22 protein-coding genes and 1 pseudogene are annotated in these 23,959 nt (G+C 73.2%); 6 read left to right on the top strand and 17 right to left on the bottom strand.

Annotation, left to right across the window (positions count from 1 at the left end; all coding sequences use genetic code 11):
- Positions 1–3 precede the first annotated feature (3 nt).
- Both aroQ and aroB read right to left on the bottom strand, forming a co-directional pair.
- On the bottom strand, positions 4–450 hold the full coding sequence (gene aroQ, locus ABNF97_RS11345) for a type II 3-dehydroquinate dehydratase (protein ID WP_349338493.1): 447 nt from the start codon (positions 448–450) through the stop codon (positions 4–6).
- On the bottom strand, positions 447–1,523 hold the full coding sequence (aroB, locus tag ABNF97_RS11340) for a 3-dehydroquinate synthase (RefSeq protein WP_130460300.1): 1,077 nt from the start codon (positions 1,521–1,523) through the stop codon (positions 447–449). The genes aroQ and aroB overlap by 4 nt, the downstream gene beginning before the upstream one ends.
- 168 nt (positions 1,524–1,691) lie before the next feature.
- On the opposite strand from aroB, the gene ABNF97_RS11335 reads away from it, so the two are divergent.
- Genes ABNF97_RS11335 through ABNF97_RS11325 form a run of 3 tightly spaced genes read left to right on the top strand, consistent with a single transcriptional unit; the run spans position 1,692 to position 4,721 of the window.
- Entirely contained in the window at positions 1,692–2,231 is a 540-nt protein-coding gene (locus tag ABNF97_RS11335; protein WP_349338492.1) for a PadR family transcriptional regulator, read from the top strand.
- Positions 2,228–2,956, top strand: a complete 729-nt coding sequence (locus tag ABNF97_RS11330; RefSeq protein WP_130460302.1) for an ATP-binding cassette domain-containing protein — start codon at positions 2,228–2,230, stop codon at positions 2,954–2,956. Before ABNF97_RS11335 ends, ABNF97_RS11330 begins: the two co-directional genes overlap by 4 nt.
- A gap of 1 nt (position 2,957) precedes the next feature.
- Complete coding sequence (locus tag ABNF97_RS11325; RefSeq protein ID WP_349338491.1) at positions 2,958–4,721, top strand: ABC transporter permease; 1,764 nt, start codon at positions 2,958–2,960, stop codon at positions 4,719–4,721.
- 117 nt (positions 4,722–4,838) lie between these two features.
- Here the strand turns inward: ABNF97_RS11325 and yczR are convergent, their stop codons facing one another.
- Positions 4,839–6,323, bottom strand: coding sequence for a MocR-like transcription factor YczR (gene yczR / locus ABNF97_RS11320; protein ID WP_349338490.1), 1,485 nt, complete (start codon positions 6,321–6,323; stop codon positions 4,839–4,841).
- Between the two features lie 25 nt (positions 6,324–6,348).
- Here yczR and ABNF97_RS11315 point away from each other — a divergent pair, with 25 nt between their 5' ends.
- The gene (locus ABNF97_RS11315) at positions 6,349–6,990 is read left to right on the top strand and encodes a YczE/YyaS/YitT family protein (RefSeq protein ID WP_349338489.1); all 642 of its coding nucleotides are present in this window, start codon (positions 6,349–6,351) and stop codon (positions 6,988–6,990) included.
- Here ABNF97_RS11315 and ABNF97_RS11310 read toward each other — a convergent pair.
- The 3 genes from ABNF97_RS11310 to ABNF97_RS11300 form a co-directional block, all read right to left on the bottom strand.
- The gene (locus tag ABNF97_RS11310; RefSeq protein WP_130465547.1) at positions 6,917–7,402 is read right to left on the bottom strand and encodes a shikimate kinase; all 486 of its coding nucleotides are present in this window, start codon (positions 7,400–7,402) and stop codon (positions 6,917–6,919) included. The genes ABNF97_RS11315 and ABNF97_RS11310 overlap by 74 nt on opposite strands.
- Positions 7,403–7,502: 100 nt before the next feature.
- On the bottom strand, positions 7,503–8,681 hold the full coding sequence (aroC, locus tag ABNF97_RS11305; protein ID WP_130460305.1) for a chorismate synthase: 1,179 nt from the start codon (positions 8,679–8,681) through the stop codon (positions 7,503–7,505).
- A 94-nt stretch (positions 8,682–8,775) separates the two neighbouring features.
- Positions 8,776–9,300, bottom strand: a complete 525-nt coding sequence (locus ABNF97_RS11300; protein ID WP_349338488.1) for a MarR family winged helix-turn-helix transcriptional regulator — start codon at positions 9,298–9,300, stop codon at positions 8,776–8,778.
- Positions 9,301–9,394: 94 nt separating this feature from the next.
- On the opposite strand from ABNF97_RS11300, the pseudogene ABNF97_RS11295 reads away from it, so the two are divergent.
- Positions 9,395–10,588, top strand: a pseudogene (locus ABNF97_RS11295) (multidrug effflux MFS transporter); the annotation flags it as partial.
- A 161-nt stretch (positions 10,589–10,749) separates the two neighbouring features.
- Here the strand turns inward: ABNF97_RS11295 and ABNF97_RS11290 are convergent.
- Both ABNF97_RS11290 and ABNF97_RS11285 read right to left on the bottom strand, forming a co-directional pair.
- Positions 10,750–10,935, bottom strand: a complete 186-nt coding sequence (locus tag ABNF97_RS11290; protein ID WP_349338487.1) for a DUF397 domain-containing protein — start codon at positions 10,933–10,935, stop codon at positions 10,750–10,752.
- Positions 10,928–11,704, bottom strand: a complete 777-nt coding sequence (locus ABNF97_RS11285) for a helix-turn-helix domain-containing protein (RefSeq protein WP_349338486.1) — start codon at positions 11,702–11,704, stop codon at positions 10,928–10,930. Before ABNF97_RS11285 ends, ABNF97_RS11290 begins: the two co-directional genes overlap by 8 nt.
- A gap of 506 nt (positions 11,705–12,210) precedes the next feature.
- On the opposite strand from ABNF97_RS11285, the gene ABNF97_RS11280 reads away from it, so the two are divergent.
- Complete coding sequence (locus tag ABNF97_RS11280; RefSeq protein WP_349338485.1) at positions 12,211–12,501, top strand: hypothetical protein; 291 nt, start codon at positions 12,211–12,213, stop codon at positions 12,499–12,501.
- Positions 12,502–12,631: 130 nt separating this feature from the next.
- Here ABNF97_RS11280 and ABNF97_RS11275 read toward each other — a convergent pair whose 3' ends face one another.
- From ABNF97_RS11275 to ABNF97_RS11235, 9 genes are all read right to left on the bottom strand, one after another.
- Positions 12,632–13,462 carry a shikimate dehydrogenase gene (locus ABNF97_RS11275; RefSeq protein ID WP_130460311.1) on the bottom strand — a complete coding sequence of 277 codons (831 nt, stop codon included), beginning with the start codon at positions 13,460–13,462 and terminating at the stop codon, positions 12,632–12,634.
- A 12-nt stretch (positions 13,463–13,474) separates the two neighbouring features.
- A complete protein-coding gene (gene mltG / locus ABNF97_RS11270) occupies positions 13,475–14,695 on the bottom strand; it encodes an endolytic transglycosylase MltG (protein ID WP_349338484.1) in 1,221 nt (406 codons plus the stop codon).
- Positions 14,692–15,153, bottom strand: a complete 462-nt coding sequence (ruvX, locus tag ABNF97_RS11265; RefSeq protein ID WP_130460313.1) for a Holliday junction resolvase RuvX — start codon at positions 15,151–15,153, stop codon at positions 14,692–14,694. Before ruvX ends, mltG begins: the two co-directional genes overlap by 4 nt.
- Positions 15,154–15,186: 33 nt before the next feature.
- Positions 15,187–17,868 (bottom strand): alanine--tRNA ligase, encoded by a 2,682-nt coding sequence (alaS, locus tag ABNF97_RS11260; protein WP_349338483.1) that lies wholly within the window; start codon positions 17,866–17,868, stop codon positions 15,187–15,189.
- Positions 17,865–18,170 carry a hypothetical protein gene (locus ABNF97_RS11255; RefSeq protein ID WP_130460315.1) on the bottom strand — a complete coding sequence of 102 codons (306 nt, stop codon included), beginning with the start codon at positions 18,168–18,170 and terminating at the stop codon, positions 17,865–17,867. Before ABNF97_RS11255 ends, alaS begins: the two co-directional genes overlap by 4 nt.
- 42 nt (positions 18,171–18,212) lie before the next feature.
- On the bottom strand, positions 18,213–18,683 hold the full coding sequence (locus ABNF97_RS11250) for a DUF948 domain-containing protein (protein WP_130460316.1): 471 nt from the start codon (positions 18,681–18,683) through the stop codon (positions 18,213–18,215).
- Positions 18,684–18,822: 139 nt separating this feature from the next.
- On the bottom strand, positions 18,823–19,500 hold the full coding sequence (locus tag ABNF97_RS11245; protein ID WP_130465548.1) for a hypothetical protein: 678 nt from the start codon (positions 19,498–19,500) through the stop codon (positions 18,823–18,825).
- Between the two features lie 2,540 nt (positions 19,501–22,040).
- A complete protein-coding gene (locus tag ABNF97_RS11240; protein ID WP_349338482.1) occupies positions 22,041–23,552 on the bottom strand; it encodes a replication-associated recombination protein A in 1,512 nt (503 codons plus the stop codon).
- Positions 23,553–23,628: 76 nt separating this feature from the next.
- Positions 23,629–23,850, bottom strand: a complete 222-nt coding sequence (locus tag ABNF97_RS11235; RefSeq protein ID WP_107262832.1) for a hypothetical protein — start codon at positions 23,848–23,850, stop codon at positions 23,629–23,631.
- Positions 23,851–23,959: the final 109 nt, after the last annotated feature.

The raw sequence follows: 23,959 nt of genomic DNA, 5'->3' as shown, positions 1-23,959 counted from the left end.
CGCTCAGGCGCGGGTGGACCGGTCCCGGAGCGCGGCCAGGTGGAGCAGGGCCAGCCGGTAGCCGTCGACGCCGAGGCCGCAGATCACCCCGGTCGCGACCGCCGAGACCACGGAGTGGTGCCGGAACTCCTCCCGGGCGTGGATGTTGGAGATGTGCACCTCTACCAGCGGGCCGCGCAGCATGGCGCAGGCGTCCCGGACCGCGTAGGAGTAGTGCGACCAGGCGGCCGGGTTGAGTACCACCCCCGCCTCCTCGTCGGCCGCCTGGTGCAGCCAGCCGATCAACTCCGCCTCGGCGTCGGTCTGCCGGACCTCGACGTCCAGCCCCACCTCCCGGCCGGTGGCCTGGCAACTCGCCACCAGGTCGGCGTAGCTGGTGGCGCCGTACACCTCGGGCTGCCGGGTGCCGAGCCGGCCCAGGTTGGGCCCGTTGAGCACGTAGACCCTCATCCCGCCACCTCGGCGTACGCGTCGAGCAGCAGCTCGTCGTCCGGGCCCTCCAGGATGCCGGTCTCGGCCAGCCCGTCCAGCACCACGAACCGCAGCCGGCTGCCCCGGGCCTTCTTGTCCACCCGCATCGCGGCCAGCAGCTCCGGCCAGGCGTCCGCCCGGTAGCTCGTCGGCAGCCCGAGCGTGGTCAGCACCGTGCGGTGCCGGGCCGCCGTCGGCTCGTCCAGCCGGCCGGCCCGCCAGGCCAGCCCGGCGGCGTAGACCAGGCCGACGGAGATCGCGTGCCCGTGCCGCCAGCGGTAGCCCTCGACCTTCTCGATCGCGTGCCCGAGGGTGTGACCGTAGTTGAGGATCTCCCGCCGCCCCGCCTCGCGCAGGTCGCCGGAGACCACGTCCGCCTTCACCCGGATCGCCCGCTCGACCAGCTCGCGGACCACCGGGCCGGCCGGATCCGTCGCGGCGTTCGGGTCGGACTCGATCAGGTCGAGGATGACCGGGTCGGCGATGAAGCCGCACTTCACCACCTCGGCCAGCCCGGCGGTCAGGTCGACCGCCGGTAGCGAGTCCAGCATCGCCAGGTCGCAGAGCACCCCGGCCGGCGGGTGGAAGGCACCGACCAGGTTCTTGCCGGCGGCGGTGTTGATCCCGGTCTTGCCGCCGACCGCCGCGTCGACCATGCCGAGCAGCGAGGTCGAGACCGGCACCCAGCGGACCCCGCGCAGCCAGCAGGCGGCGACGAAGCCGGCCAGGTCGGTCGCCGCGCCGCCGCCCAGCCCGACCACCGCGTCGGTACGGGTGAAGCCCGCCGCGCCCAGCCGCGCCCAGCAGCCGGCGGCGACCTCGATGTCCTTTCCGGCCTCGGCGTCCGGCACCGGCACGGTCAGCGGCTCGATCCCGGCGGCGCGAAGCCGCTCGGCCAGCTCGTCGGCGCGCACCTTCAGCGGCGGGGCGTGCAGCACGGCGGCGCGCTCGGCACCGTCCAGCAGGGGCGGCAGCGCGGCCAGCAGGTCCCGGCCGACGAGGACGTCGTACGGCCGGTCACCGCCGACCGGAATTCGGGTCAGCTTGTCCATCGGGTCAGAGCCTAGACGAGTGGGTCCGAAGTCGTTTGCGGCTGCGGGCATGGGTGCAGGGGAACGCCGCCGCTGCCGATCCGGCCGAACGGTCGACCCCCGCCGGATTTGACAGAGCCATAGCTACCGGCTATCTATTAGCGCTCCGGAACGAAGGGGTGTGCCCTGGTGCAGGACGTGGTGCTGGCCATGCTGGCGAAGGAGCCGGCGCACGGGTACGAGCTGCGCAGCCGGATGCGTGACGCACTCGGTCCGCTGGGCGGGGCGATGAACGCCGGACAGATCTACGTGGCGCTGGCCCGGCTGGGCAGGGCCGGACTGGTGACTTCGGAGCGGGCCGACGGCCTGCCGGACCGGCCTGACCGCCGGGTCTACGCCCTCACCGCGGCCGGACAGCAGCGGGTCGCCGGCTGGCTGACCGAGGTGAGCTGGCCGAAGCCGGACCTTACGGAGTTCCACCTGAAGCTGGTGGCCGCCGCGGCCGGCCGGCTGGCCGATCCGGTGGCACTGGCCGACGCACAGCGGCGCGAGGTGCTGCGCCGGCTGCGCGACACCCAGCGCGCCGCGCTGGACCGGTCGGTGGATCCGGTCGCCGGGTTGCTGCTGGAGGGCGTCGTGCTGCGGCTGCGGGCCGACCTGGAGTGGCTGGAGGCATGCGAGCGCATGTGGGCCGAGCGTGACCGGACGGGGCGGAGGGCGCAGGCATGACCGGATCGATGGCGTTGCGGACGCGTGGGCTGAGCAAACGGTACGGCTCGAACGACACCCTGGTACGCGCCGTCGACGAGGTCGACCTGGACGTGCCCGTCGGACAGACGTTGGCGATCATGGGCCCGAGCGGCTGCGGCAAGTCCACCCTGCTGCATCTGCTCGGCGGGCTGCAACGCCCGACCGACGGGCAGGTGTGGCTGGCCGAGCGCCGGATCGACACGATGAGTGAACGGACCCTGGCCCGGCTGCGGCGCGACGGCATCGGGTTCGTCTTCCAGGCGTTCCACCTCATGGACGAACTCACCGCGGTGGAGAACGTCGAGCTGGCCGCGCTGCTCGCCGGCCAGTCACCGGGGCGGGCCCGCAAGCGGGCGATGTACCTGCTGGATCGGGTCGGGCTCGCCGACCGCGCCGCGCACCTGCCCTCGGCGCTCTCCGGTGGGCAGCGCCAGCGGGTCGCCATCGCCCGCGCGATGAGCAACGAGCCGCTGGTCGTACTGGCCGACGAACCCACCGGCAACCTGGACAGCGCCGCCACCCTGGAGGTACTGCGGCTGTTCGAGGAGTTGCACGCCGCCGGACAGACCCTCGTGGTGGTCACCCACGACGCCCGCGTCGCCGCGGTCGCCGACCGGGTGATCGCGATGCGGGACGGGGCGTTCGCCGACGACAACCGGTTCGCCAGCACCGTTACCGGCACCGTCTACGACGGGCGGCGCTGACATGTCCGGCCGCCTGCTGCTCGTCTGCCGGCTGATGCTGCGGGACCTGCGCCGCCGCCGTACCGAGACCATCCTGCTGCTGGTCGCCATCACCGCCGCCACCGGCACCTTGACCCTCGGCCTCACCCTCAACGAGGTCGCCGACCGGCCGTACCAGCAGACCCGGACCGCCACCGCCGGACCGGACGTGATCGTGACGCCCCGGGCCACCGGTCAGGCCGCCTTGGACGAACTCGCGGCAATGGCCACCGCGGCTGGCGTCACCGAGCACAGTGGCCCCTTCCCGATCGCGTACCTGACGATGACGGCTGGCGGCATATCCGCGCACGCCGTCGTCGAGGGCCGGGACACCGCACCGGCATCGATCAACCGGCCCGCCGTGACCGACGGCACCTGGGTACGCCCCGGCGGCGTGGTCGTCGAGCGCTTCTTCGCCGACGCCCTCGGCGTTCGCGTCGGCGACACGGTCGACATCGACGGCCATCCGCTGCGGGTGATCGGGACCGCGGTCACGGCCGCGAGGGCGACCTATCCGTACGCCGGGTGGCACTACCCGGGCAGCATCCTGGTCGAGCGCGGCGGCCTGGTCTGGGTGGACCGCAGCGACATCGCCACGCTCGCGGGCGGCCGGCCGCTGTCGTACACCCTGAACCTCAAGCTCGCCGACCCGGCGGCCAGCACCACATACACCACCAGCGACCAACTCACCACCTGGCAGGCGATCGACGACCTCAACGGTCGGCTGTACGGCGACGCGCAGGAAACGCTGCTCGTCGGCAGCTGGCTGCTCAGCGGCCTGGCGCTGGCCGGCGTCGCCGGCATCGTCGCGGGCCGGATCATCGGCCAGCGTCGCCGGGTGGGTCTGCTCAAGGCCGTCGGCGCCGGACCGGCCATGATCGCCGCCGTCCACCTCGCCGAGTACCTCGTGATCGGGCTTGCCGCCGCCACCACCGGCCTGGCCGGCGGCTGGTTCGCCGCCCCCGCGCTGATCCGCCCCAGCGCCGGACTCATCGGCTCGGTCAACACCCAGCCACCCGCGCTGCGTACGGTGGTCGCCGTCACGGTCCTCGCCCTCACGATCGCCGTGGCGGCGACTCTGGTACCGGTGGTGCGCGCCGCCGTCACCAGCACCGTGCACGCGCTGGCCGACGCCGCGACGCCGCCGCAGCGCAGACGGTGGCGAATCCGGCTGTCGCGGCGGCTGCCCGTCGCCCTGCTGATCGGGGTGCGCATCAACGCACGCCGGCCGCGCCGGGCCCGGCTGATCACCGTGAACACCCTGATCACCACGACCGCACTCGTCGCCATGCTCGCGGTCAACACCCGGGTGGAACACTTCAACCTCGGCTACACGGAACTCGCCAACCCCCGCACCGAGCGGAGGGACCAGGCATTGCTCGTCGCCACCCTCGTACTCTGCCTCCTGGCGCTCATCAACGCCGTCGTGAGCACCTGGACCGCGGTCCTCGACGCCCGGCAGCCGCTGGCCGTCGCGCGGACGCTCGGCGCCACGCCCGCGCAGGCCGGCGTGGGCCTGGCGGTGGCGCAACTGCTTCCCGCCGTACCCGGCGTCGTCGCGGGGATCCCGGCCGGCCTCGGGCTCGTCACGTTCGTCAGTCGGGTGGAGGTCCGGTACCCACCCAATTCCTGGCTGCTCGCCACCGCGCTCGGAGTCCTGCTCGCCATCGCCGCGCTCACCGCCATCCCCGCAATGCTCGCCACCCGGCGCACGGTCGTGGATACGCTCCAGGCCGTACCGAGCTGACACCGCTCATGCTGGTAGTGCCGTGCCGTGCGGTGCCGCGCCTCGAAACGGCTGGCCGAGCGAGCGCCGGGTTCCGCAACGCAGCGGTCCCGGGGTCAGCGGTCCGGGCGGGCGGGCTCAGGCGATCCAGTGCGGGCGTCGGGCGGACGACGACGGGGGCGACCCGGCGGCCAGCGCGGCGGCCAGCCGGCGTACCGCCTCGCGCAGCGTCTCCGACGGCAGCGTGTACGGGATCCGCAACCGCTGCTCGAAGACGCCCGGATCGGAGGTGAAGTAGCTGCCACTTTCGATCCGTACCCCGTAGTCCAGTGCCCGGTCGGCCAGGGTGGAGGCGACCGGCTCGGCCAGGTCCACCCAGAGCGACAGGCCGCCTGGCGGGAGCCGCCAGCTCCACCGTGGAAGGTTCTCGGTCAGCGCGGCGGCGAGCGCGGCGCGCTGTTCACGCAGCCGTGCCAGCCGGGACGGCAGAAGTTCTCCGGCCCGGTCGAGCAGGTTGAGCGCCAGCAACTGGTCCAGCACCGAGCCGCCCATGTCGGTGGCGACGCGCTGCCCGGCCAGTTCGGTAATCAGCTTCGCCGGGGCGCGCAGCCAGCCGATCCGCAGCCCGGCCCAGTGGGTCTTGCTCATCGAGCCGATCGTGACGACCTGACCGGTGCCGCCGGGCGCACTCCGCGTGGCGATGGGCGGCGGGGCGGGAACGTCGAGGGCGAGGTCGGTCAGGGTCTCGTCGACGACCAGCCAGCTACCGGAGCGGGCCGCGGCGCGCAGCAGGCGGTCCCGCTCCGGGTCGGGCATCAGGCAACCGGTCGGGTTGTGAAAGTCCGGGATCAGGTACGCCAGCCGGGGCACCGCCTGGCGCAGCGTCGACTCCAGGATCTCGACGTCCCAGCCGGCGTCGGTGACCGGGACGGACACGGTGCGCAGCCGGGCCCGGCGCAGCGCCTCCAGCGCGTTCGGATAGGACGGGCTCTCCACCATCACCCGGTCACCGGGCCGACACAGCACCCCGACGACCAGCGTGAACGCGTGCTGGGCGCCGGAGGTCACCAGGATCTGCTCGGGCACCGTGGCCAGGCCGCGCCGGGTGAACCGCTCGGCGATGGCGGAACGCAGTCCCGGCAGCCCGTACGGGTGATAGCCGGGGGTGTGTGCGTGCTCCGCGAGCTGCGGGGTGACCTGGGCGAGCGCGTCGGCGAGCAGCTGCGCCGGCAGTCCGGTGGGCGCGGCCCGGGCCAGGTCGATCGCGCTCTCCTCCGGGGCGAGCAGCCGGTCGACGCCGCTGGGCCGGCGCCCTTCCGGCAACTCCGTCCAGGTGCCGGAACCCTGGCGGCTGCGCGCGAACCCACCCTCGCGCAGCAGGTCGTAGCCGGCGGTCACGGTGGCCCGGCTGACGTTCAGGGCGGTGGCCAGCTCCCGCTCGGCGGGGAGCCTGACGTGCAGCGCGATCCGGCCGTCCAGGATCAACGCGCCGATCGCCCGCGCCAGGTTGCGGTACGCGGGGCGCGCTCCGGCCAGGTCGGGCAGCATGGCGGCGAGCTGGCGGCTGCCCAGCATCCGGTCGTCCCGATCCAGGGTCACCGGCGGCAGCGGGGTCGGGTGCATACCGACCATTCTCCAGGGATTGGCCATGTTATCCAGGCCAACCACCGGACAGGCTTGCCGGATTGGCTCGCGGGATTGGCCTCGACGGAGCCGGCACAACCTGGAGGACCTCCCGCTGAGCTTCGGCACGGTCAGCGCCATCGTCGGGCTACTCGTCCTGCTGCTCTGGATCCCGCTGCGGCAGGTGCCGACGCTCGGTACCGGCGCGAACATCGTGGTCCTGGCGCTCTCGGCCGACCTCGGCCTGGCGCTGCTGCCCGAGCGGCTGAGCCTGCCCGCCCGGGTCGGCCTGCTGGCTGGCGGGATCCTGCTCAACGGACTCTCCACCGCCGTCTACGTCGGCGCGCGGCTCGGCCCCGGACCCCGGGACGGCCTGATGACCGGCGCGTCCCGGTCGACCGGACGCTCGATCCGGCTGGTCCGTACCCTCATCGAACTCACCGTGCTCGGCACGGGCTGGCTGCTCGGCGGGACGGTCGGCGTCGGCACGGTGCTCTACGCCCTCGCGGTCGGCCCGATCACCCAGACCTGTCTGCGCTGGTTCGCCTACCGGAGCACCGCCGAACGCGCCGGGCCGAGCCTTGGCCGAGCCGTTAGCCGAGCCGGTCGCCGGCCAGCCCGGCCAGGATCTCCTCGGCCACCTCTTCCGGGGTCCGCCCGTCGGTGACCACGGTCCAGGTCGCCACCTCGGTGTAGAGCGGGCGCCGCTGTTCGAGCAGGTGCTTGAGGGTGGCCCGGGGGTTGATCGCGAGGAGTGGCCGGCCGGCGCCCAGGCCGACCCGCTTGACCGCGTCCGGCAGCTCGACCGAAAGGTAGATGACCCGGTGCCCGGCCAGCGCGGCCCGGTTCTCCTCGGCGAGGATCGCGCCACCGCCGAGCGCCAGCACCCCGTCGAAGGAGGCCAGCGCGTCCGCCACCGCGGCCCGTTCCAGGGTACGGAAGTGCTCCTCGCCGTCGTCGACGAAGATCTCCGGGATCGGCTTGCCGGCCGTCGCCTCGATGTCGCTGTCGGTGTCCCGGAAGTCGACCCCTAGCCCCTTGGCGACCAGCAGCCCGGTGCTGGTCTTGCCGGCACCCATCACACCGACCAGGACGCAGACCGGCGCCTTCCTCGCGCTCACCGGTGCTCCCGTTCCGTTCGCGACTGCGGGGCTCGCAAACCCGGCTCACTCCTCGCGCTCACCGGATCACCAGGTTGTCCAGGTAGCCGGCGAGGTTGCGGCGGATCTCGGCAACCGAGTCGCCACCGAACTTCTCCAGCGCCGCCTCGGCCAGCACCAGCGCGACCATGGTCTCGGCGACGATCGCGGCGGCGGGTACGGCGCAGACGTCCGAGCGCTGATTGATCGCGGTCGCCGGCTCACCGGTCGCCACATCCACGGTGGAGAGCGCCCGGTTGAGCGAGGAGATCGGCTTCATCGCGGCGCGTACCCGCAGTGGCTCGCCGGTGGTGATCCCGCCCTCCAGGCCACCGGCCCGGTCGGTGACCCGGCGTACGCCGGTCGCGGTGGGGACGATCTCGTCGTGCGCCACCGAGCCCCGGGACCGGGCCTGCTGCCAGGCGTCGCCGATCTCCACCCCCTTGATCGCCTGGATGGACATCAGCGCGGCGGCGAGCCGGGCGTCGAGCTTGCGGTCCCACTGCACGTGGCTGCCCAACCCCGGCGGTACGCCGTAGCCGAGCACCTCGACGATGCCGCCGAGGGTGTCGGCGTCGGACTTGGCCGCGTCCACCTCGGCGACCATCCGGGCACTGGCCTCCGGGTCGAGACAGCGCAGCGGGTCGGCGTCGATCCGCTCGGCGTCCTCGGGGCGGGGCTGGAGCCCGGGTTTCGCGGCCACCGAGCCGAGTTCCACCACGTGCGAGACGATCTCGATGCCGAGCGCCTGCCGGAGCAGAGCCCGGGCGACGGTGCCGACCGCGACCCGGGCGGCGGTCTCCCGGGCACTGGCCCGTTCCAGGATCGGCCGGGCGTCGGTGTGACCGTACTTCTGCATGCCGGCCAGGTCGGCGTGCCCGGGTCGGGGACGGGTCAGCGGCGCGTTGCGGGCCTGTCCGGCCAGCACCTCCTCGTCGACCGGGTCGGCCGCCATCACCGTCTGCCACTTCGGCCACTCGGAGTTGCCCACCCGGATCGCCACCGGGCTGCCCAGGGTCAGGCCGTGCCGGAGACCGCCGATGATCTCGACCTCGTCCCGCTCGAAGGACATCCGGGCACCCCGGCCGTAGCCGAGCCGGCGGCGACCCAGCTGGCGGACGATCTCCTCGCTGGTCACCTCGACCCCGGCCGGCACCCCTTCCAGCACCGCGACCAGGGCCGGACCATGGGACTCTCCCGCCGTCAACCAGCGCAACACGACCAAACCCTCTCCTCGCCGCGGCCGGGCCGGCCGCCGGTCAAGTTTGGCATGGCACCGGTACGCCACCCCGGGTCGCCCACGCCATCCCGCTCTACGGACGGGCCGCGCCGGACGGCTCGATCGGCGGGTCGGCACGCTCCTGGTCGGCGAGCAGGTCCGCGAGCAGGTCCGCGAGCCGGCGCAGTTGGCCTGCGGCCCGCACGATGTCGCGCCGGGCCGGTTCGTCGAGCCGGGCGAGTGCGTCGAGCAGCAGGTCGCGCCGGTGCCCGGCGTAGTCGCGGATCCGCAGGTGCGCCGCCGGGGTCAGCCGGAGCCGGACGACGCGTCGGTTGTGCGGATCCCGGGTGCGCTCCAGCAGCCCGGCGGCGGCGAGGTCGCTGACCAGGGTGCTGACCGTGTTGGCGGCGGTGCGCAGCCGCTCCGCCGTCTCCTTGACGCTGATCTCCGGGCAGCGTTCGACCAACCGCAGCACCTCCACCTGGGCGTCCGGCAGCGGCGTCCGGCCGGTACGCCGAACGGTCGACCGGCGCAGCACCCGGTGCAGGTCGGCCACGGCGCCGCCGAGCGTCTCCACCGCGCCGGCCGTCGCGTCGGCAGCCGCTGTGTCGTCGCTCATCCCTGATCCCTTCGTCACGTTCTCGTCCGCCGCAATCGCAATACCTCTGCCTACAGAGCTAAAGTGTCGGCCTGCTCCAACATTAGGGGGACCAGTGGACACGGGGCGCTGCACGGCACCGCCGGGCCGGACCGCAGGAGTCGGACAACTGCTGCTGCTCGGTACCCTGACCGCGGTCGGTCCGCTCTCCCTGGACATGTACCTGCCGGCGTTTCCCCAGATGACCGGCGACCTCTCCGCCACCCCGGCACAGGTGCAGCTCTCGCTCACCACCTTCCTGTTCGGTCTCGCCCTCGGCCAGCTCGTCACCGGACCGCTCAGCGACCGGTGGGGCCGGCGCCGGCCGGTACTGGTCGGCGTCGTCGCGTACACCGCGACCAGCCTGCTCTGCGCGTTCGCCCCGTCGACCGAGACCCTGGCCGCGCTCCGACTGTTCCAGGGCCTGGCCAGCGGCACCGGTGTGGTCGTCGCCCGGGCCATCGTCCGGGATCTCTACTCCGGAACGGCGGCGGCGAAGTACTTCTCCCGGCTGATCCTGGTCTTCGGGGTCGCCCCGGCCGCCGCACCGGCCCTGGGCAACCTCGTGCTCCGGTTCGGCTCCTGGCGGGCCGTCTTCGTCGCGCTGTCGGCGATCGGTCTGCTGCTGTTCGCCGCCGTCGTCTGGCGGCTGCCGGAGACGCTTCCGCCCCAGCGGCGGCACACCGGCGGGCCGGCGGACACCGCCCGGGCGATGTGGGGGCTGCTGACCGACCGGGTCTACCTCGGCTACGTACTCACCCAGGGGCTGGCCTTCGCCGCGCTCTTCGCGTACATCTCCGGGTCCTCGTTCGTGATCCAGGACGTCTTCGCGCTCTCCGCCGACTGGTTCACCCTGGTCTTCGCGGTGAACGCCGTCGGAATGACGACGGTCGGGCAACTCAACGCCCGGCTGCTCGACCGGTACAGCGCCCGCCGGCTGCTCAGCGGCGCCCTGCTCGCCAGCCTGCTGGCCGCTGCGGCACTCGTCGGCGGCGCGGTCAGGGAGAACGTTCCGACCGTACTGGTCGCGCTCTTCGTCTTCGTCTCCTGCCTCGGGATGGTCCTGCCGAACGGGCTGGCCCTGGCGCTGGACCGGCACCCCCGGCACGCCGGCAGCGCCGCCGCGCTGCTCGGCGCGCTCCAACTCGGCATCGCCGCCGCCGTGGCACCGCTGGCCGGCCTCGGCCCCGACGACAGCGCGACGCCGATGGCCGTACTGGTGCTCGGCAGCGCCGCGCTCTCCGCGCTGGTGGTCTTCACCATCGCCCGGGGACGCGAACCGGCCGAGCCGGCGGCGGACCGGAGACGCCCGAGCCGGCGGAAAACCGAGCGATCGGGTACGTCCGCCGGGCCCGCCCCACCGAGACGCAAATGAGCGCCCCGCCGCCCGGGTCGTCCGGGGCAGCGGGGCGCTGGTCGTGGCTCTGGCGGCTACGGCCGCTGCGTCACCGCACCGACGAACGCCCGCCAGGCGGCCGGCCCGAACGTCAGGGTCCCGCCGTCCCGATGCTTGGTGTCCCGGACCAGCACCCGGCCCGGAAGGTTGTCGGCAACCTCCACGCAGTTGCCCTGGTTGGTGCTGCTGCGGCTGCTCTTGTGCCAGTTCGGCTCAGTCATGGTTGTTGACCGCCTTCATGATCAGGTCTTGCGACAAGCTTACCGGCAGGGCCAGACCGCGGACGATCTCCCACACTCGCTCCAGTTCGTCCACGTCCGCCCCGTCGGTCACCGAGCGTCCTCGAAGCTGATCGTCAAGATAGACGGCCCGGCCCCGGGCCGGCAGGGTCGCCAACACGAACGCTCCCGCTAAGCCAGGGTGCAGGCCAGCGGCCCGGGGCACAACCATGATCTGCACCTGCGGCCGGCGGCTCACCTCGATCAGATGCTCCAACTGCTCCTTCATGACGTCGGCAGGCCCATAGCTGAGGGCCACCTCACAGATGACCGCAGACAGCATCGGCGGGTTGGGGCGGTCGATCGTCGCGGCTTGCCGTTCACGCCGCACCTGCGTCGTCCGGTCGATCACATCCTCGGGCAGCCTGGCGCTGTCCAGCAGCGCCCGAGTGTATCCCTCGGTCTGGAGTAGTCCGGGAATCAGGCTGTGCTCGAAGCAGCGCAACATGGTTGCCCGCTGCTCCTGCTCCGTCCAGGGGCGCAGCCAGATGGGCCGGGCGTCATCCCGCGCCTCCCTGGTGGCACGCCGGATCTCGTCGCCGGTCTTGAAAAGGACGTCCAGGCGTTCGGCGGTGTCCGGCTGGGGAATCATCCGGCCCTGCTCGAACGCCGCGATCGACGCTCCGCTCAGGCCAACGGCCGCGCCCACCTGATCCCGGGTTCGCTTCGCCCGCGTTCGCTGTGTCCTGAGGATCTCGCGTAGGTCGTTCATCTAATCCACCCGGCTCCAGATCAACTAATCAGTATCTCTCGATACTCTCGCTCGCTCATCTTCCGCTCCAGGTGGCTTTGAGTCCAGGGTGGAGGGCAGACGAAGATGCTGAGAGGTGACCCAATGACTCACGGAAGGCGGCCCCACCGACGAGACTGGCGGCGACTCTGGCTGTATTGCCGGTGTGGCCACCGCTGGGTCTGCCCGGACTCACCGCAACGGATGCCACTACCGTTCGGCCCCCTGCTGGGACCGATGACCGAGGCGGAGTACCGGGCCGGAATGGAAGTGTTCTCGCCCAAGGTCACGCGCTCGGAGCCGATCGGTCCGCCGCCGCCGGGCTCACGCTGGACGCGGGAGGGCAGCCACGGCAGGGCCCCGCTCGGGAACTCGCGGCCCGGTCGACGCCAGATCGGCCGAGCCGGCGCGCCGACACCGACCCAGAACCACCGGGGCCACTACGGGGAACGAGCGGCGGATGCCGAGCGCGCCGGTCGGAGGTAGCGGTGATCGGGCCGCAGGAGCGCTGGTACCGGCACATGCGACGGCTCGCCCAGCGGCGCTACCCGCCCGGCAGCCACACTCCGGCGCGATCGTACAGCTGCGAGATCTGCCGGGACCCCTGGCCCTGTGCGCCGGCCCGGCTGGCCCTGCTGATCGGCTTCAAAGGCAACCGGGTGGGACTGATGATGTACCTCGGCGTACACCTCACCCGCGCACTGCAAGCCATGCCCGACACGCACCCGGCGCTGATCGCCGGACAGATCCTCTACTGGGTGCCCCGGCGCCGCCAGTGACCTGCCTCATCACCCGATCGGCCCGCCCCGGTTCGCCGCCTCCCCCTCGGCGTTCCGGGGCGGGCCCTCACGTGGTGGGCCGGTCGAGTCTCCGAACCACGTCGACCTCGCGAGCGGTCCGGAGCCGGGCTCAGTGCGGGGCGCGGGCGGCGGCGAGCGCGGAACGCATCTCGGACACCGGGGCGGGCACCCCGGTGAACTGCTCGAACTGCCCGACCGCCTGGGCCAGCAGCAGGTCGAGGCCGGAGACGATCCGGCAGCCGGCCGCCGACGCTGCGGCGGCGAGCGGCGTCGGCCACGGGTCGTAGACGACGTCGAAGAAGACCGTCTCGGGCCGCCAGGACCGGGCCGCCGCCGCGAAACCGTCGGCGGCGCCCTTCGGCACGGTGGAGATCACCAGATCCGCACCGTCCCGCCCGGCCGGCGCCGCCCAGTCCGCGATCTCGAACCGCAGCCCGAGCGTGCCGGCCAACCGGGCCAGTTCGGCACCGGCGGCGTGCCGGCGTACCCGGCAGGTGACCCGGCGGGCGGTCAGCTGGACGGCGGCGGCGAGCGCGGCCCGGGCCGTACCGCCGGCACCGAGCAACACCACCTCGGCACCGGCCGGCACACCAGCGCCGGTCAGCACGTCGACCATCCCCGGTACGTCCGTGTTGTCGGCGGCCCAGGAGCCGTCCGGTCGGCGTACCAGAGTGTTGGCCGCGCCGATCGCGGCGGCGACCGGCGAGACCTCGCCGGCCACCGCGAGCGCCGCCTCCTTCAGCGGCATGGTCAGGGAGAGCCCCGCCCACTCGGGGCCGAACCCGGCCACCCGGTCGGCGAGCTCGGCCTCGGCGCACTCGATCGCGGTGTACGACCACCCGGTCAACCCGGCCGCCGCGTAACCGGCGTTGTGGATGACCGGGGAGAGCGAGTGCGCGATCGGCTTGCCCAGCACCGCCGCCCGGCGCTCCTGCGTCACCTCGCCGTCACCTCAGAGCACGCCGTTCTTTCGGGCCTCGGCGATATTGCGCTCGTGCTCCTCGTTCGTGGTGGCGAACTTGGAGCGGCCCTCCTTGTCGACCGCCACGAAGAACAGCCAGTCGCCCTTCGGCGGGTCCATCGCGCCCTCCAGGGCCTTCTGTCCGGGGTTGTTGATCGGCCCCGGTGGCAGCCCCGCCTTACCGTGCATCCGGTACGGGTTCTTCTTGTCGAAGAGTTCCGTGTCCGTCATGTCCCCGGAGCGCTTGGTCTTCTTGCCGGTCAGCTCCCAGTAGTAGTTGACCCCGACGTCGAACTCCAGGCAGCCGACCAGGCCGTTGCCGTCCTTGCAGTAGTGGTTGCCGCTGTAGATCCGGTTGTAGGCCACCCGGGCGACCTTGCCGAGGTCGACTTCGTTGCCGGCCTCCGCCTGGGCCAGCGACGCCACGATCAGCGCCTCGTACGGGGTGATCTCGCGCTCCTTCTGCACCCGGTCGACGAAGTCGATCTCCTCGGCGACCGACATGAAGCGCTGGACCATCATCTTGAGGATCGCCTCGGCACTGGCGTTCGGCGGAAGCTCGTAGGTGTCGGGGAAGAGGAAACCCTCGATCGACTTGCGTGCCGACTGCTTGTCGTCGCGTTTGAACCAGAAGTCGGCGATGCCGAGTCCCTCAAGGTCCTTGGCGGCGGTCTCGAAGTCCTTGACCGGCAGTTTCGTCTCGGCGGCCAGCGCCTTGAAGATCTGCTTGGCGGTGGCGCCCTCCTTGACCAGGAAGCCGTTGACGATCTTGTTCTTCAGGTCGAGCAGCAGGCCCAGCGCCGCCTTCGCGTTCATCTCCTTGCGGACCTTGTAGACGCCCGGCTGGATGTTCTCGGCCCGCGAGTTCTCCTGAGCCGCCTCGATGAACGCCTTGGTGCTCTTGATGACGCCGGCCGCGACCAGGGTGTCGGCGATCTCGGCGATGCTCTGGCCGTCCTCGACCTGGACCTGGACCTCACCGCTGCCGTTGCCGTCGTAGTCCGGGGTGACGAAGTAGCCCTGGACCCGGTCGAAGCCGTACCATCCGGCGCCGCCGAGGACGCCGAGCAGCACGAACGTCATCAGCAGGGCCGCTACCGTACGCCCCCGCCCGCCCCGCTTCTTCTTGCCGTTACGTTTGCGCTGCGCGCCGCGGCGGTGCCGTCCCTTCTCCGCACGCTCGTCGAACGCGAGCTCCAACTCGTCGATCATTCCGTCCGCCTCCGCTGCCTGTCCAGCCAGCTCTGCAGAATCTCCACCGCGGCCGCCTGATCGACCACCGCCCGTTGACGCCGTCCTCGGACGCCCCGCTCGGCTAGCCTACGAGAAGCCACGACGGTCGACATCCTTTCATCCACCAGATCGACCTGCACCGGCGCGATCGCCGCGGCCAGCCGCCGAGCGTACGCCTTCGCCTGGGTCGCCGCCGGTCCGTGCGCCCCGGCGAGGGTCACCGGCAGACCGACCACCACCGTGACCACCTCGTGGAGTCCAACGAGCCGCGCGATTTCCGAGATGTCGGTCGGGATCGCCTCGGCATCGGTCTTCAGGTCCCTGGGCAGCGTCACCAGCGGGGTGGCCAGGATCCCGTCCGGGTCGGAGAGCGCCACGCCGACGCGTACCTGGCCGACGTCCACGCCGAGCCGCACCCCCCGGGAAAGAGGGGTCATCGGGCCACGCCGAAGTGAGATCGGGTCACCGGCTCACGCCTCGGCGAGCGCCTTCTCGACCGCGGCCAGCAGGCTCGGTGCCTCGCCGGCCGGCAGGCCACCGCCCTGGGCCAGGTCGGCGTTGCCGCCGCCCCGGCCGGACAGCGCCCCCTTGACCAGCGTCGCCGCCGAGACGCCCCGCTCCCTGGCCGCGCCGTTCACCGCCACCACCAGCGACGCCTTACCGTTCGCCCGGGCCGCCACCGCGACCACCGCCGGGCGGGCCGGATCGATCTTGCCCCGGATCTCCTGGGCGAGGGTACGCACGTCGTTGCCGCCCGCGCCCTCCGGCGCCTCGGTGCCGACGAAGGCGACCCCACGGAGGTCCCGGGCCCCCGCGGCGAGCGCCGCAGCACCGCCGAGCACCAGCTGGGCGCGCAGCTTCTCCAGCTCCCGCTCGGCGTCCCGAAGCTGCGCGATCGTCTGCTCGACCCGGTCCGCCACCTGGTCACCGGGGACCCGGTAGAGCTCGGCCAGCCGGGAGACCAGCAGGTGCTCCTTGGCCAGGAACCGGAACGCGTCCAGCCCGACCAGCGCCTCGACCCGGCGTACGCCGGAGCCGATCGAGGACTCGGAGAGGATCTTCACCAGGCCGAGCTGCGCCGACCGGGCCACGTGGGTGCCGCCGCACAGCTCCCGGGCGTAGTCGCCGACCTCGACGACCCGCACCTCGTCGCCGTACTTCTCGCCGAACAGCGCCATCGCGCCGAGCCGACGCGCCTCCTCCTGGGAGGTGATGAAGGCGTGCACCTCCAGGTCGGCCAGGAGCACCTCGTTGACCTGTTGTTCGACGTCGCGCAGCACGCTCGGCGCCACCCCGGTCGGAGTGTTGAAGTCGAACCGGAGCCGGCCCGGCGCGTTCAGTGAACCGGCCTGGGTCGCCGACTCGCCGAGGAAGTTGCGCATCGTCTGGTGCACCAGGTGGGTGGCGGTGTGCGAGCGGGAGATCGCCCGCCGGCGCAGTACGTCGATCTCGGCGAGACCGGCCTCGCCGGTGCGTACCTCGCCCCGGACGACCCGGGCCCGGTGCACGATCAGTCCCGGGACCGGCTGCTGCACGTCGAGCACCTCGACCTGGCCGGCGCCGACGGTGATCAGCCCGATGTCCGGCTGCTGGCCGCCGCCCTCGGCGTAGAACGGGGTCGCGTCCAGCACCAGCTCGATCGTGTCGCCCTCACCGGCCACCTCGACCGGTGCGCCACCGGCGCCGAGCAGCGCCCGGACCGACGACTCCCGGGAGACCTCGGTGTAGCCGGTGAACTGCACCGGCCCGCCCGAGTCCAGCACCGAACGGTACGCCGACAGGTCCACGTGCCCGGTCTTGCGGGCCTGCGCGTCGGCCTTGGCCCGGGCCCGCTGGTCGGCCATCAACCGGCGGAACCCGTCCTGGTCCACCGAGAGCCCCTGCTCGGCGGCGATCTCCAGGGTCAGGTCGATCGGGAAGCCGTAGGTGTCGTGCAGCTGGAACGCCTTGGCACCCGACAGCTTCGCCCCGCCCGCCGACCGGGTCTCGGCGATCGCGGTGTCCAGGATCGTGGTACCCGCCCGCAGGGTGGAGAGGAACGCGTCCTCCTCCGCGTAGGCGTACGACGAGATCCGGTCGAACTCGGTCGCCAGCTCCGGGTAGGACGGGGACATGCAGTCCCGGGCCACCGGCAGCAGCTCCGGCAGCGCCCGGTCCTGCCAGCCGAGCAGCCGCATCGCCCGGATCGCCCGCCGCATGATCCGGCGCAACACGTAGCCACGCCCCTCGTTGCCGGGGGTCACCCCGTCACCGATCAGCATCAGCGCGGTCCGCACGTGGTCGGCGACCACCCGCAGCCGTACGTCGTCCGGGTGCGACTCGCTCGCCACGTGCCCGGAGTGCGCGCCGTACCGCCGGCCGGTCAGCTCCGCCGCCCGGTCCAGGATCGGCCGCACCTCGTCGATCTCGTAGAGGTTGTCGACACCCTGGAGGATCGCGGCCATCCGCTCCAGGCCCATCCCGGTGTCGATGTTCTTCGCCGGCAGGTCGCCCAGGATCGGGAAGTTCTCCTTGTCGCTGCCCGGACCCCGCTCGAACTGCATGAAGACCAGGTTCCAGAACTCCAGGTAGCGGTCCTCGTCGACCGCCGGCCCACCCTCGGCGCCGTACGCCGGGCCCCGGTCGTAGTAGATCTCCGAACAGGGCCCGCAGGGCCCGGGGATCCCCATCGACCAGAAGTTGTCCGCCTTGCCCCGCCGGACGATCCGCTCCGCCGGCACCCCGGTCTTGCGCCAGATCGCCTCGGCCTCGTCGTCGTCGAAGTAGACCGTCGGCCAGATCCGCTCCGGGTCCAGCCCGAAACCGCCCTCGGCGACCGGCTTGGTGACCAGGTCCCAGGCGAGCGCGATCGCACCGGACTTGAAGTAGTCACCGAAGGAGAAGTTCCCGTTCATCTGGAAGAAGGTGCCGTGCCGCGAGGTCTTCCCCACCTCGTCGATGTCCGGGGTACGGATGCACTTCTGCACCGACACCGCCCGCCGGAACGGCGGCGTCTGCTGCCCGAGGAAGTACGGCACGAACTGCACCATGCCGGCGTTGACGAAGAGGAGGTTCGGGTCGTCGATCGCCGGCAGCGGAGCGGACGGCACCACCGTGTGCCCGTTGGCCTCGAAGTGCGCCAGGAAGCGCCGCTTGACTTCCGCCGTTCTCATCGGGTGCCTTCCTCCGGAAACAACTCACGGTCGCCGATCCGCGGGTCCTCGCGCAGCTCCTCGAACTGGTCGTCGAACGCGACGCCCTCGGCGAACGCCTGGTGGATCTGCTGCTCACGCTCGGCCATGCCGTCCCGGACATCGTCCGCGAAGTCCCGTAGGGACTGCACCAGACCACCGGCCGACTCCGCCAGCGAATTCGCGATGCCACCCGGCGTGTACGCCTGGGCGGTGCGGGTCAGCTTGCGGACGACCAGCGCGCCGACGGCCAGCCCGATGCCCAACCAGAGCAGTCGCTTCATGGCCTCATCCTTCCTCCGTAGCGGATCGCCGTACCCGGCGGGTCAGCGCCCGCCCCGCCGGGCGGCCCGGCGCTGCTGCTTCAGGGTGGCCCGGACCTCGCGCTCCTGTTCGGCGTGCCGCCGGGCGGAGGCGGCCTTGCGCACGCCGTACCCGAAAGCGGCCACCTTGACCAGCGGGTTCGCCGCGGCGGCCGAGACCACGGTGCTGAGGTTGGCGATGTTGGCCGTGACGTTCTGGGCGTGACCGGTCATCGTGTCGATCTTGGCGAGCTGGATGTTCACCCCGTCCAGCGAGGTGTGCACCTGCCCCAGCGCGGTGTTCACGTTCTCCACCGTGACATTCATGTTGGCGAGCAGCGGGGCCGTGCGGTCGTTGATGTCGTTGATCGCCTGGGTCGCCGCGTCCACCGTGTTGCCCAGCCGCCAGATGGGCCTGGCCAGCACCAACACCAGCATCAGGAACGCACCGGCCGCGACGAGCGCGGCGATCTGACCGATCTCTCCAGCGTCCACCCGTGTCCTCCTCCATGCACCGTCTCGGAAATCGCGCGGGGCGTCTCACCAGGACGCCCGGCGCCGTGTCACGACGCTTACCCGGAAAGCCCCTCGGAGTACCAACCCCGAACCCTACCGTCGGTGACGTTCGCCGGCCTCACGACGGGGTGGGTGTAACCGTCAGTCCGCCGAGCGGATCGTCGGTGAAGAGCGGATCCGGGTCCACTCCGGTGAGCGACGGATCGGTGGTCGGCTGCGGGCCGACCCGGTCGTCCGCGATCGCGTTGCGGACCTTGATCGACACGAGCGCACCTTCGCAGTTCACGCCCTCGGGCCCGGTGGTGGGCGGCGACTGGGCCACGCCCGGGACGGTGACCGCCGGGTCAGGGCAGGCCGGCTCCCGTACCCACATGTCGAGGGTCAACTCGTCCCGACGCCAGCAGGTGTAGTGCCCCTCGACCGGCTGTTCGGGGCAGAGCGCCACCTTCCACGGGCGCCATCCCTCACGGGTCAGCGCGGCCTCGTACACCTGCGCCGTCTCCTCCCACTTCCGGTCCGACTCCACGGTCCGCTCCCGGAAACGGCACTCGATGAAGCACCACCGGCTGCCGCTGACCCCGTCGACGGTGTCGGTGGCGGCCCAGGCCGGCACCGCCAGCGCGTCGAGGGAGTTGAACACCGGATCACGGGTCGCGGCCCGGACCCCGAAGTACGTCGGCAGCGCGCCGAGCACCAGCAGGCTGGCCAGCAGCAGGGCGATCGTCTTCAGTCGACGCTGCTCGCGGAGTTGCCGCCGCAGCTCCGCCCGGGCACCCCGGGCCGGTTCAGCCGACACTTCCGCCGGGGCGGTCCGGTCCGCTCCGCCGTCGGGGCGGGGACCGCCGACCGGCGGAACGGCGGCGGAACGCGCGGCGTCCGGCCGGGGCGGGCCGTCGGGGCGGCCGACGCCGGCCGGCCGTACCTGCGCACGGGGCGGGGCCTCGGGCCGGACCGGCGGGTCGGGCCGGACCCTCTCGTCCCGGGGTGGACCGTCCGGCCGCCCCGGAGCGGGCCGGATCGTGGCCGCCCGGCCTGCCTCGGCCTGGTTGGCTGGGGTGATCCGCCCGGCTTCCCTGCGGTCGGCCGGTGCGGGACGGGCGGGCGAACCCGCACCATCCCTGGTCGGCCCGGCCGGCGAGCCGGGCGCGGGTCCCGGGTGGACCGGCGTGACCGGTCCACGGGCCGATGCCCGAGCGGGGCTGCCGGGCGCGATCGGCCGGTCGTGTGGGGTGGACGGGGCCGCAGCGGCAGAACCGGGCCGGCCCGGCCCCGATTCCGGCGGGCCGCTCCGGTCGGCCGGCTCGACGGCGTACCTGCCGCCAGGTGCAGCACGCCGGCCCGCCGGTTCGACGCCGGACCGGCCGAGCCCGGCGGCCCGGGACGACGACCCCGGCTCGCCAGCCGGTTCGACCGGACGCGGGACACCGGCACGCGGCGCGGTTCGGGGGCCGCCCGGCGCTGGCGCAGCGCCGGCTCCGGACGGGCCTCCGGTGGCCGGAAGATCACCATGTGGCCCGGCTCCGGCCGGTGGTGCGACCGCACCGTGCCGCCCCGGTACGACCGGTGGCAGCCCACCGTGCCGCCCACCGCTGCCCGTACCGTCACCGCCGTGGGGCGGACCGGACGGACCCGCGCCCGGGCGGCCCCGGCCGATCCGACCGCCGTCCCGGGAGTCCTCGCTCGATGGTGCCCCGTGCCGGCCCGGGCCCGGGTGCCCGCCGTCGAAGCCGTCCGGCCCGGACGGCACCCGGTTGGCCGACCTGCCCGGCCCGCCCGCCGAACCGGGACCGCCTGCCGGACCAGGACCACCTGCCGAACCGGGACCGGTTCCCGAGCCATGACCGGTCACCGAACCCGGTCGGGCGGACGGACCCGGTCCGCCGGCCGACCGGCTGGCCGGGTCCGGCGCCGACGAGCCGCCCGGGACCGGCGGAAATCCGGGCGCCCCGGCGTCGGACGTCGGCGCCGGTGGACCGTACCCGGCGGCCGGGGTGACCGGACGGGCACTGCCACGGCCGGCCTTGCGGATCCAGTCCGCCGGCCGTTCCGGATGGTCGGACGGGCGGGACTCCCGCTCACCGGCGGCGTGTGCACCGCCCGGTGCCGGCCGTACCCCCGGGCCGGGCGGACCGCTGACCGCGGCGTGCGCACCCCCGCCGCCGCCCGAGTGCGGCCCACCGCCCGGCGAGTGCGGCCCACCGCCCGGCGAGTGCGCGCCGGGGCCTGCGGAGTGCGCGCCACCGGAGGTGTGCGTTCCGGTCGGAGCGTAGCCGCCGGCAGCCGGCTGCGTACCGGTGCCGGCGGCGTGGGCCCCGGCGGGCGGCGGGGCGGCACCGGGCCGGCGCGCGCCGAGAACCGGACCGCCCCGTCCCGGCCCGTCCGGGTCACGCTCGGGCACGCCAGGACGTTTCGGTACGGCCGGACCGGGTGGTACCGCTGGCGCGTTGCCGGAGGCCGGTACGACGAATTCGCCGCCGGTGGTCGGCGCGGCCGGAGCCCCGAACCGCCCGGCGGGTCCGGCCGGGCTGCCCGGACCGGCGATGTCAACGGGAGCGGCGCCGGCCGACCGGCCGGGCCGACCGTCGTCGGGTTCGCTGGGCGGGACCGCCCGGCGTCCCGGGGGCGGCTCCTCACCCCGGACACCCGCTGCCCGGCGCCCCACACCCGGTTCGACCGGGGCGGCGCCGTGCCGGGGGTGGTGCCCGGCGGGCGGTACCGGCTCACCCGGCCACGGCGTGGCACCGGGCCGCACCGCCGGCTCGCCCCGGTCGCCCGCCGGGCGGCGCTCCGTCGGTGGCCCGGGCCAGTCCGTCGGGTGGCCCGGCTCGGCCGGGCGTCCCGGCCGACCGAGCGGTGGCGCCGGCACGACCGGCGGCACCGCGGACGGCGGCGTCGACGGTGGCCGCGGTGGCGGGGGGCCGGAGCCCCGGGCGGGCTGGACCGGCTCCGGGGACTCCGGCGCCCGCCTGGGCGGTACCGCCGCTCCCGGCTCCGGCTCGCCGCCTCGACGTCGACCGGGCGCGGCCGTCGGACCCACCGGCGAACCGGGAGACGTCACCGAGCCGGTGTCGTCCGGTCCGGCCTCCGGCAGTCGCTCGTAGGCGGCGGGAAGCCGGGCTGGCGGGTCGGCCGTCGTGGTCCCGTCGGCCGGACCGATGTCGACCTTCTGCTCCTTGGCGGTACGCAGGTCGGTGATCCAGCCGAGCTCCTCGCCGCTGACCTCCGGCTCCACGGGCGGAGCCTCCTCCGACCTGCCCCGGCCCCAGCGGCGTCCCTTGCCCCGTGGTTCCCGCCGCTCGTCGTGGCCGTCGTCGCCCCGGTCCGAACCGCGCGATCTCACTGATGTTCCTCCCCCTCGGGCGTCCCGCCGCCGCGTGCTGTCACCTTGCCGTTCAGGCCATCCCCCGGCACCCCTCCGGCCACGGCATCCCCCGGCTCCTTGGCCGGCGTGGCGTCGTCGGCCGGCCGTGGTGTGGGCTGCCCCCGGACGATCCGGCGCAGCACCGGCAGCCGGGTGCCGACGGCGCGCTCCGCGCCATGCCCGCTCGGCCGGTAGTAGTCCACCCCGACCAGGTCGTCCGGGGCGTACTGCTGGGTGACCACCCCCCGATGGTCGTCGTGCGGATAACGGTAACCGGTGCCGTGCCCCAGTCCACGAGCCCCGGGATAGTGCGCGTCGCGCAATGCCCGGGGCACCGAACCGCCCCGACCGGCCCGTACGTCACCGATCGCCGCGCCGATCGCCGCGGTCGCCGAGTTGGACTTCGGCGCGGTGGCCATGTGGATCACCGCCTGGGCCAGGTTGAGTTGCGCCTCGGGCAGGCCGACGTACTCCACGGCATGCGCCGTGGCGGTGGCCACGCTCAGTGCGGTGGGATCGGCCATCCCGACGTCCTCGCTCGCGAAGATCACGATCCGCCGGGCGATGAACCGGGCGTCCTCGCCGGCCACCAGCATCCGGGCCAGCCAGTGCAGCGCGGCGTCCACGTCGGAACCCCGCATGCTCTTGATGAACGCGCTCACCACGTCGTAGTGGGCGTCGCCGTCCCGGTCGTAGCGCACCGCCGCCACGTCGACCGCCTGCTCGGCGGTGGCCAGGTCGATCACCTTCTCGCCCAGCGCCGTGGCCGAGCCGGCCGCCGCCTCCAGCGCGGTGAGCGCCTTGCGTACGTCTCCACCGGCGAGCCGGACCAGGTGGTCCTCGGCGTCGGGTGCGAGAGTGAGCGCGCCGGCCAGTCCGCGCTCGTCGGCGACGGCGCGACGGAGTAGTCCGCGCACCGCGTCGTCGTCCAGCGCTTGCAGGGTGAGCAGTACGCACCGGGACAGCAGCGGCGAGATGACCGAGAAGTACGGGTTCTCCGTGGTGGCCGCCAAGAGGGTGACCGTACGGTCCTCGACTGCGGCCAGCAGGGAGTCCTGCTGGGTCTTGCTGAACCGGTGCACCTCGTCGATGAAGAGCACCGTCGGGGGCCCGCCGGACCGCCGTTCGCGACGGGCGGCCTCGATCACCGCGCGGACGTCCTTGACTCCGGCGGAGAGCGCCGACATCGCCACGAAACGGCGCTCGGTGGCGCGCGCCACCAGATGGGCGATGGTGGTCTTGCCGCTGCCCGGCGGCCCCCACAGGATCACCGACATCGGTGACGTACCCGTGACCAGCTGTCGCAGCGGGGCACCGGGCGCCAGCAGGTGGTCCTGCCCGACCAGCTCGTCCAGGCTGGCCGGACGCATCCGGACCGGCAACGGCGAGTCGGCGGAGGGTACGGTGAAGCCGTCGGCGGCGGCCCCGGCCGGCGCGGTGCGCCCGGCGGCGGGATCGACGAGTGGGAACAGGCCGTCGGACTCCATCACGAAGACAGTACCGGCCCGGTTTCCGGTGCCGGAAATGCACCGATAACCGGGCCGGTCGTGGTTCCGACGAATATCAGCCCCGACCAGGCCGCCGACCCCGGTACCAACGTCCGCCACCGCCGCCACCCGCGGTGCGCGGGCCACGGCCCACCCCGGCGAGGTACAGGGCGAGGCAGAGCAGCCCGATCAGCACGAGCGTGGAGAAGTTGAACAGGTCGGGCGCGCCCAGGTCCTCCTCGAACAGGTCCAGCAGCAGCGCAAAGGCGAAAACTCCGGCGGCGATGTAGGCGAGCATGTGTTCCTCCCGGCGGGGGTCCCAGTAGGTCGGCCAGGATGTACCCGACGACGGCCCGGGCCAATCCACCGGGACCGCCGGGCTGCACCGACCAGGTAAGCCCGGCGGG

Source organism: Plantactinospora sp. B6F1 (genome assembly GCF_040120695.1).
GTDB lineage: Bacteria > Actinomycetota > Actinomycetes > Mycobacteriales > Micromonosporaceae > Plantactinospora.
The sequence above is the reverse complement of the archived record's forward strand: the minus strand, read 5'-3'. Positions and strand labels throughout refer to the sequence as shown.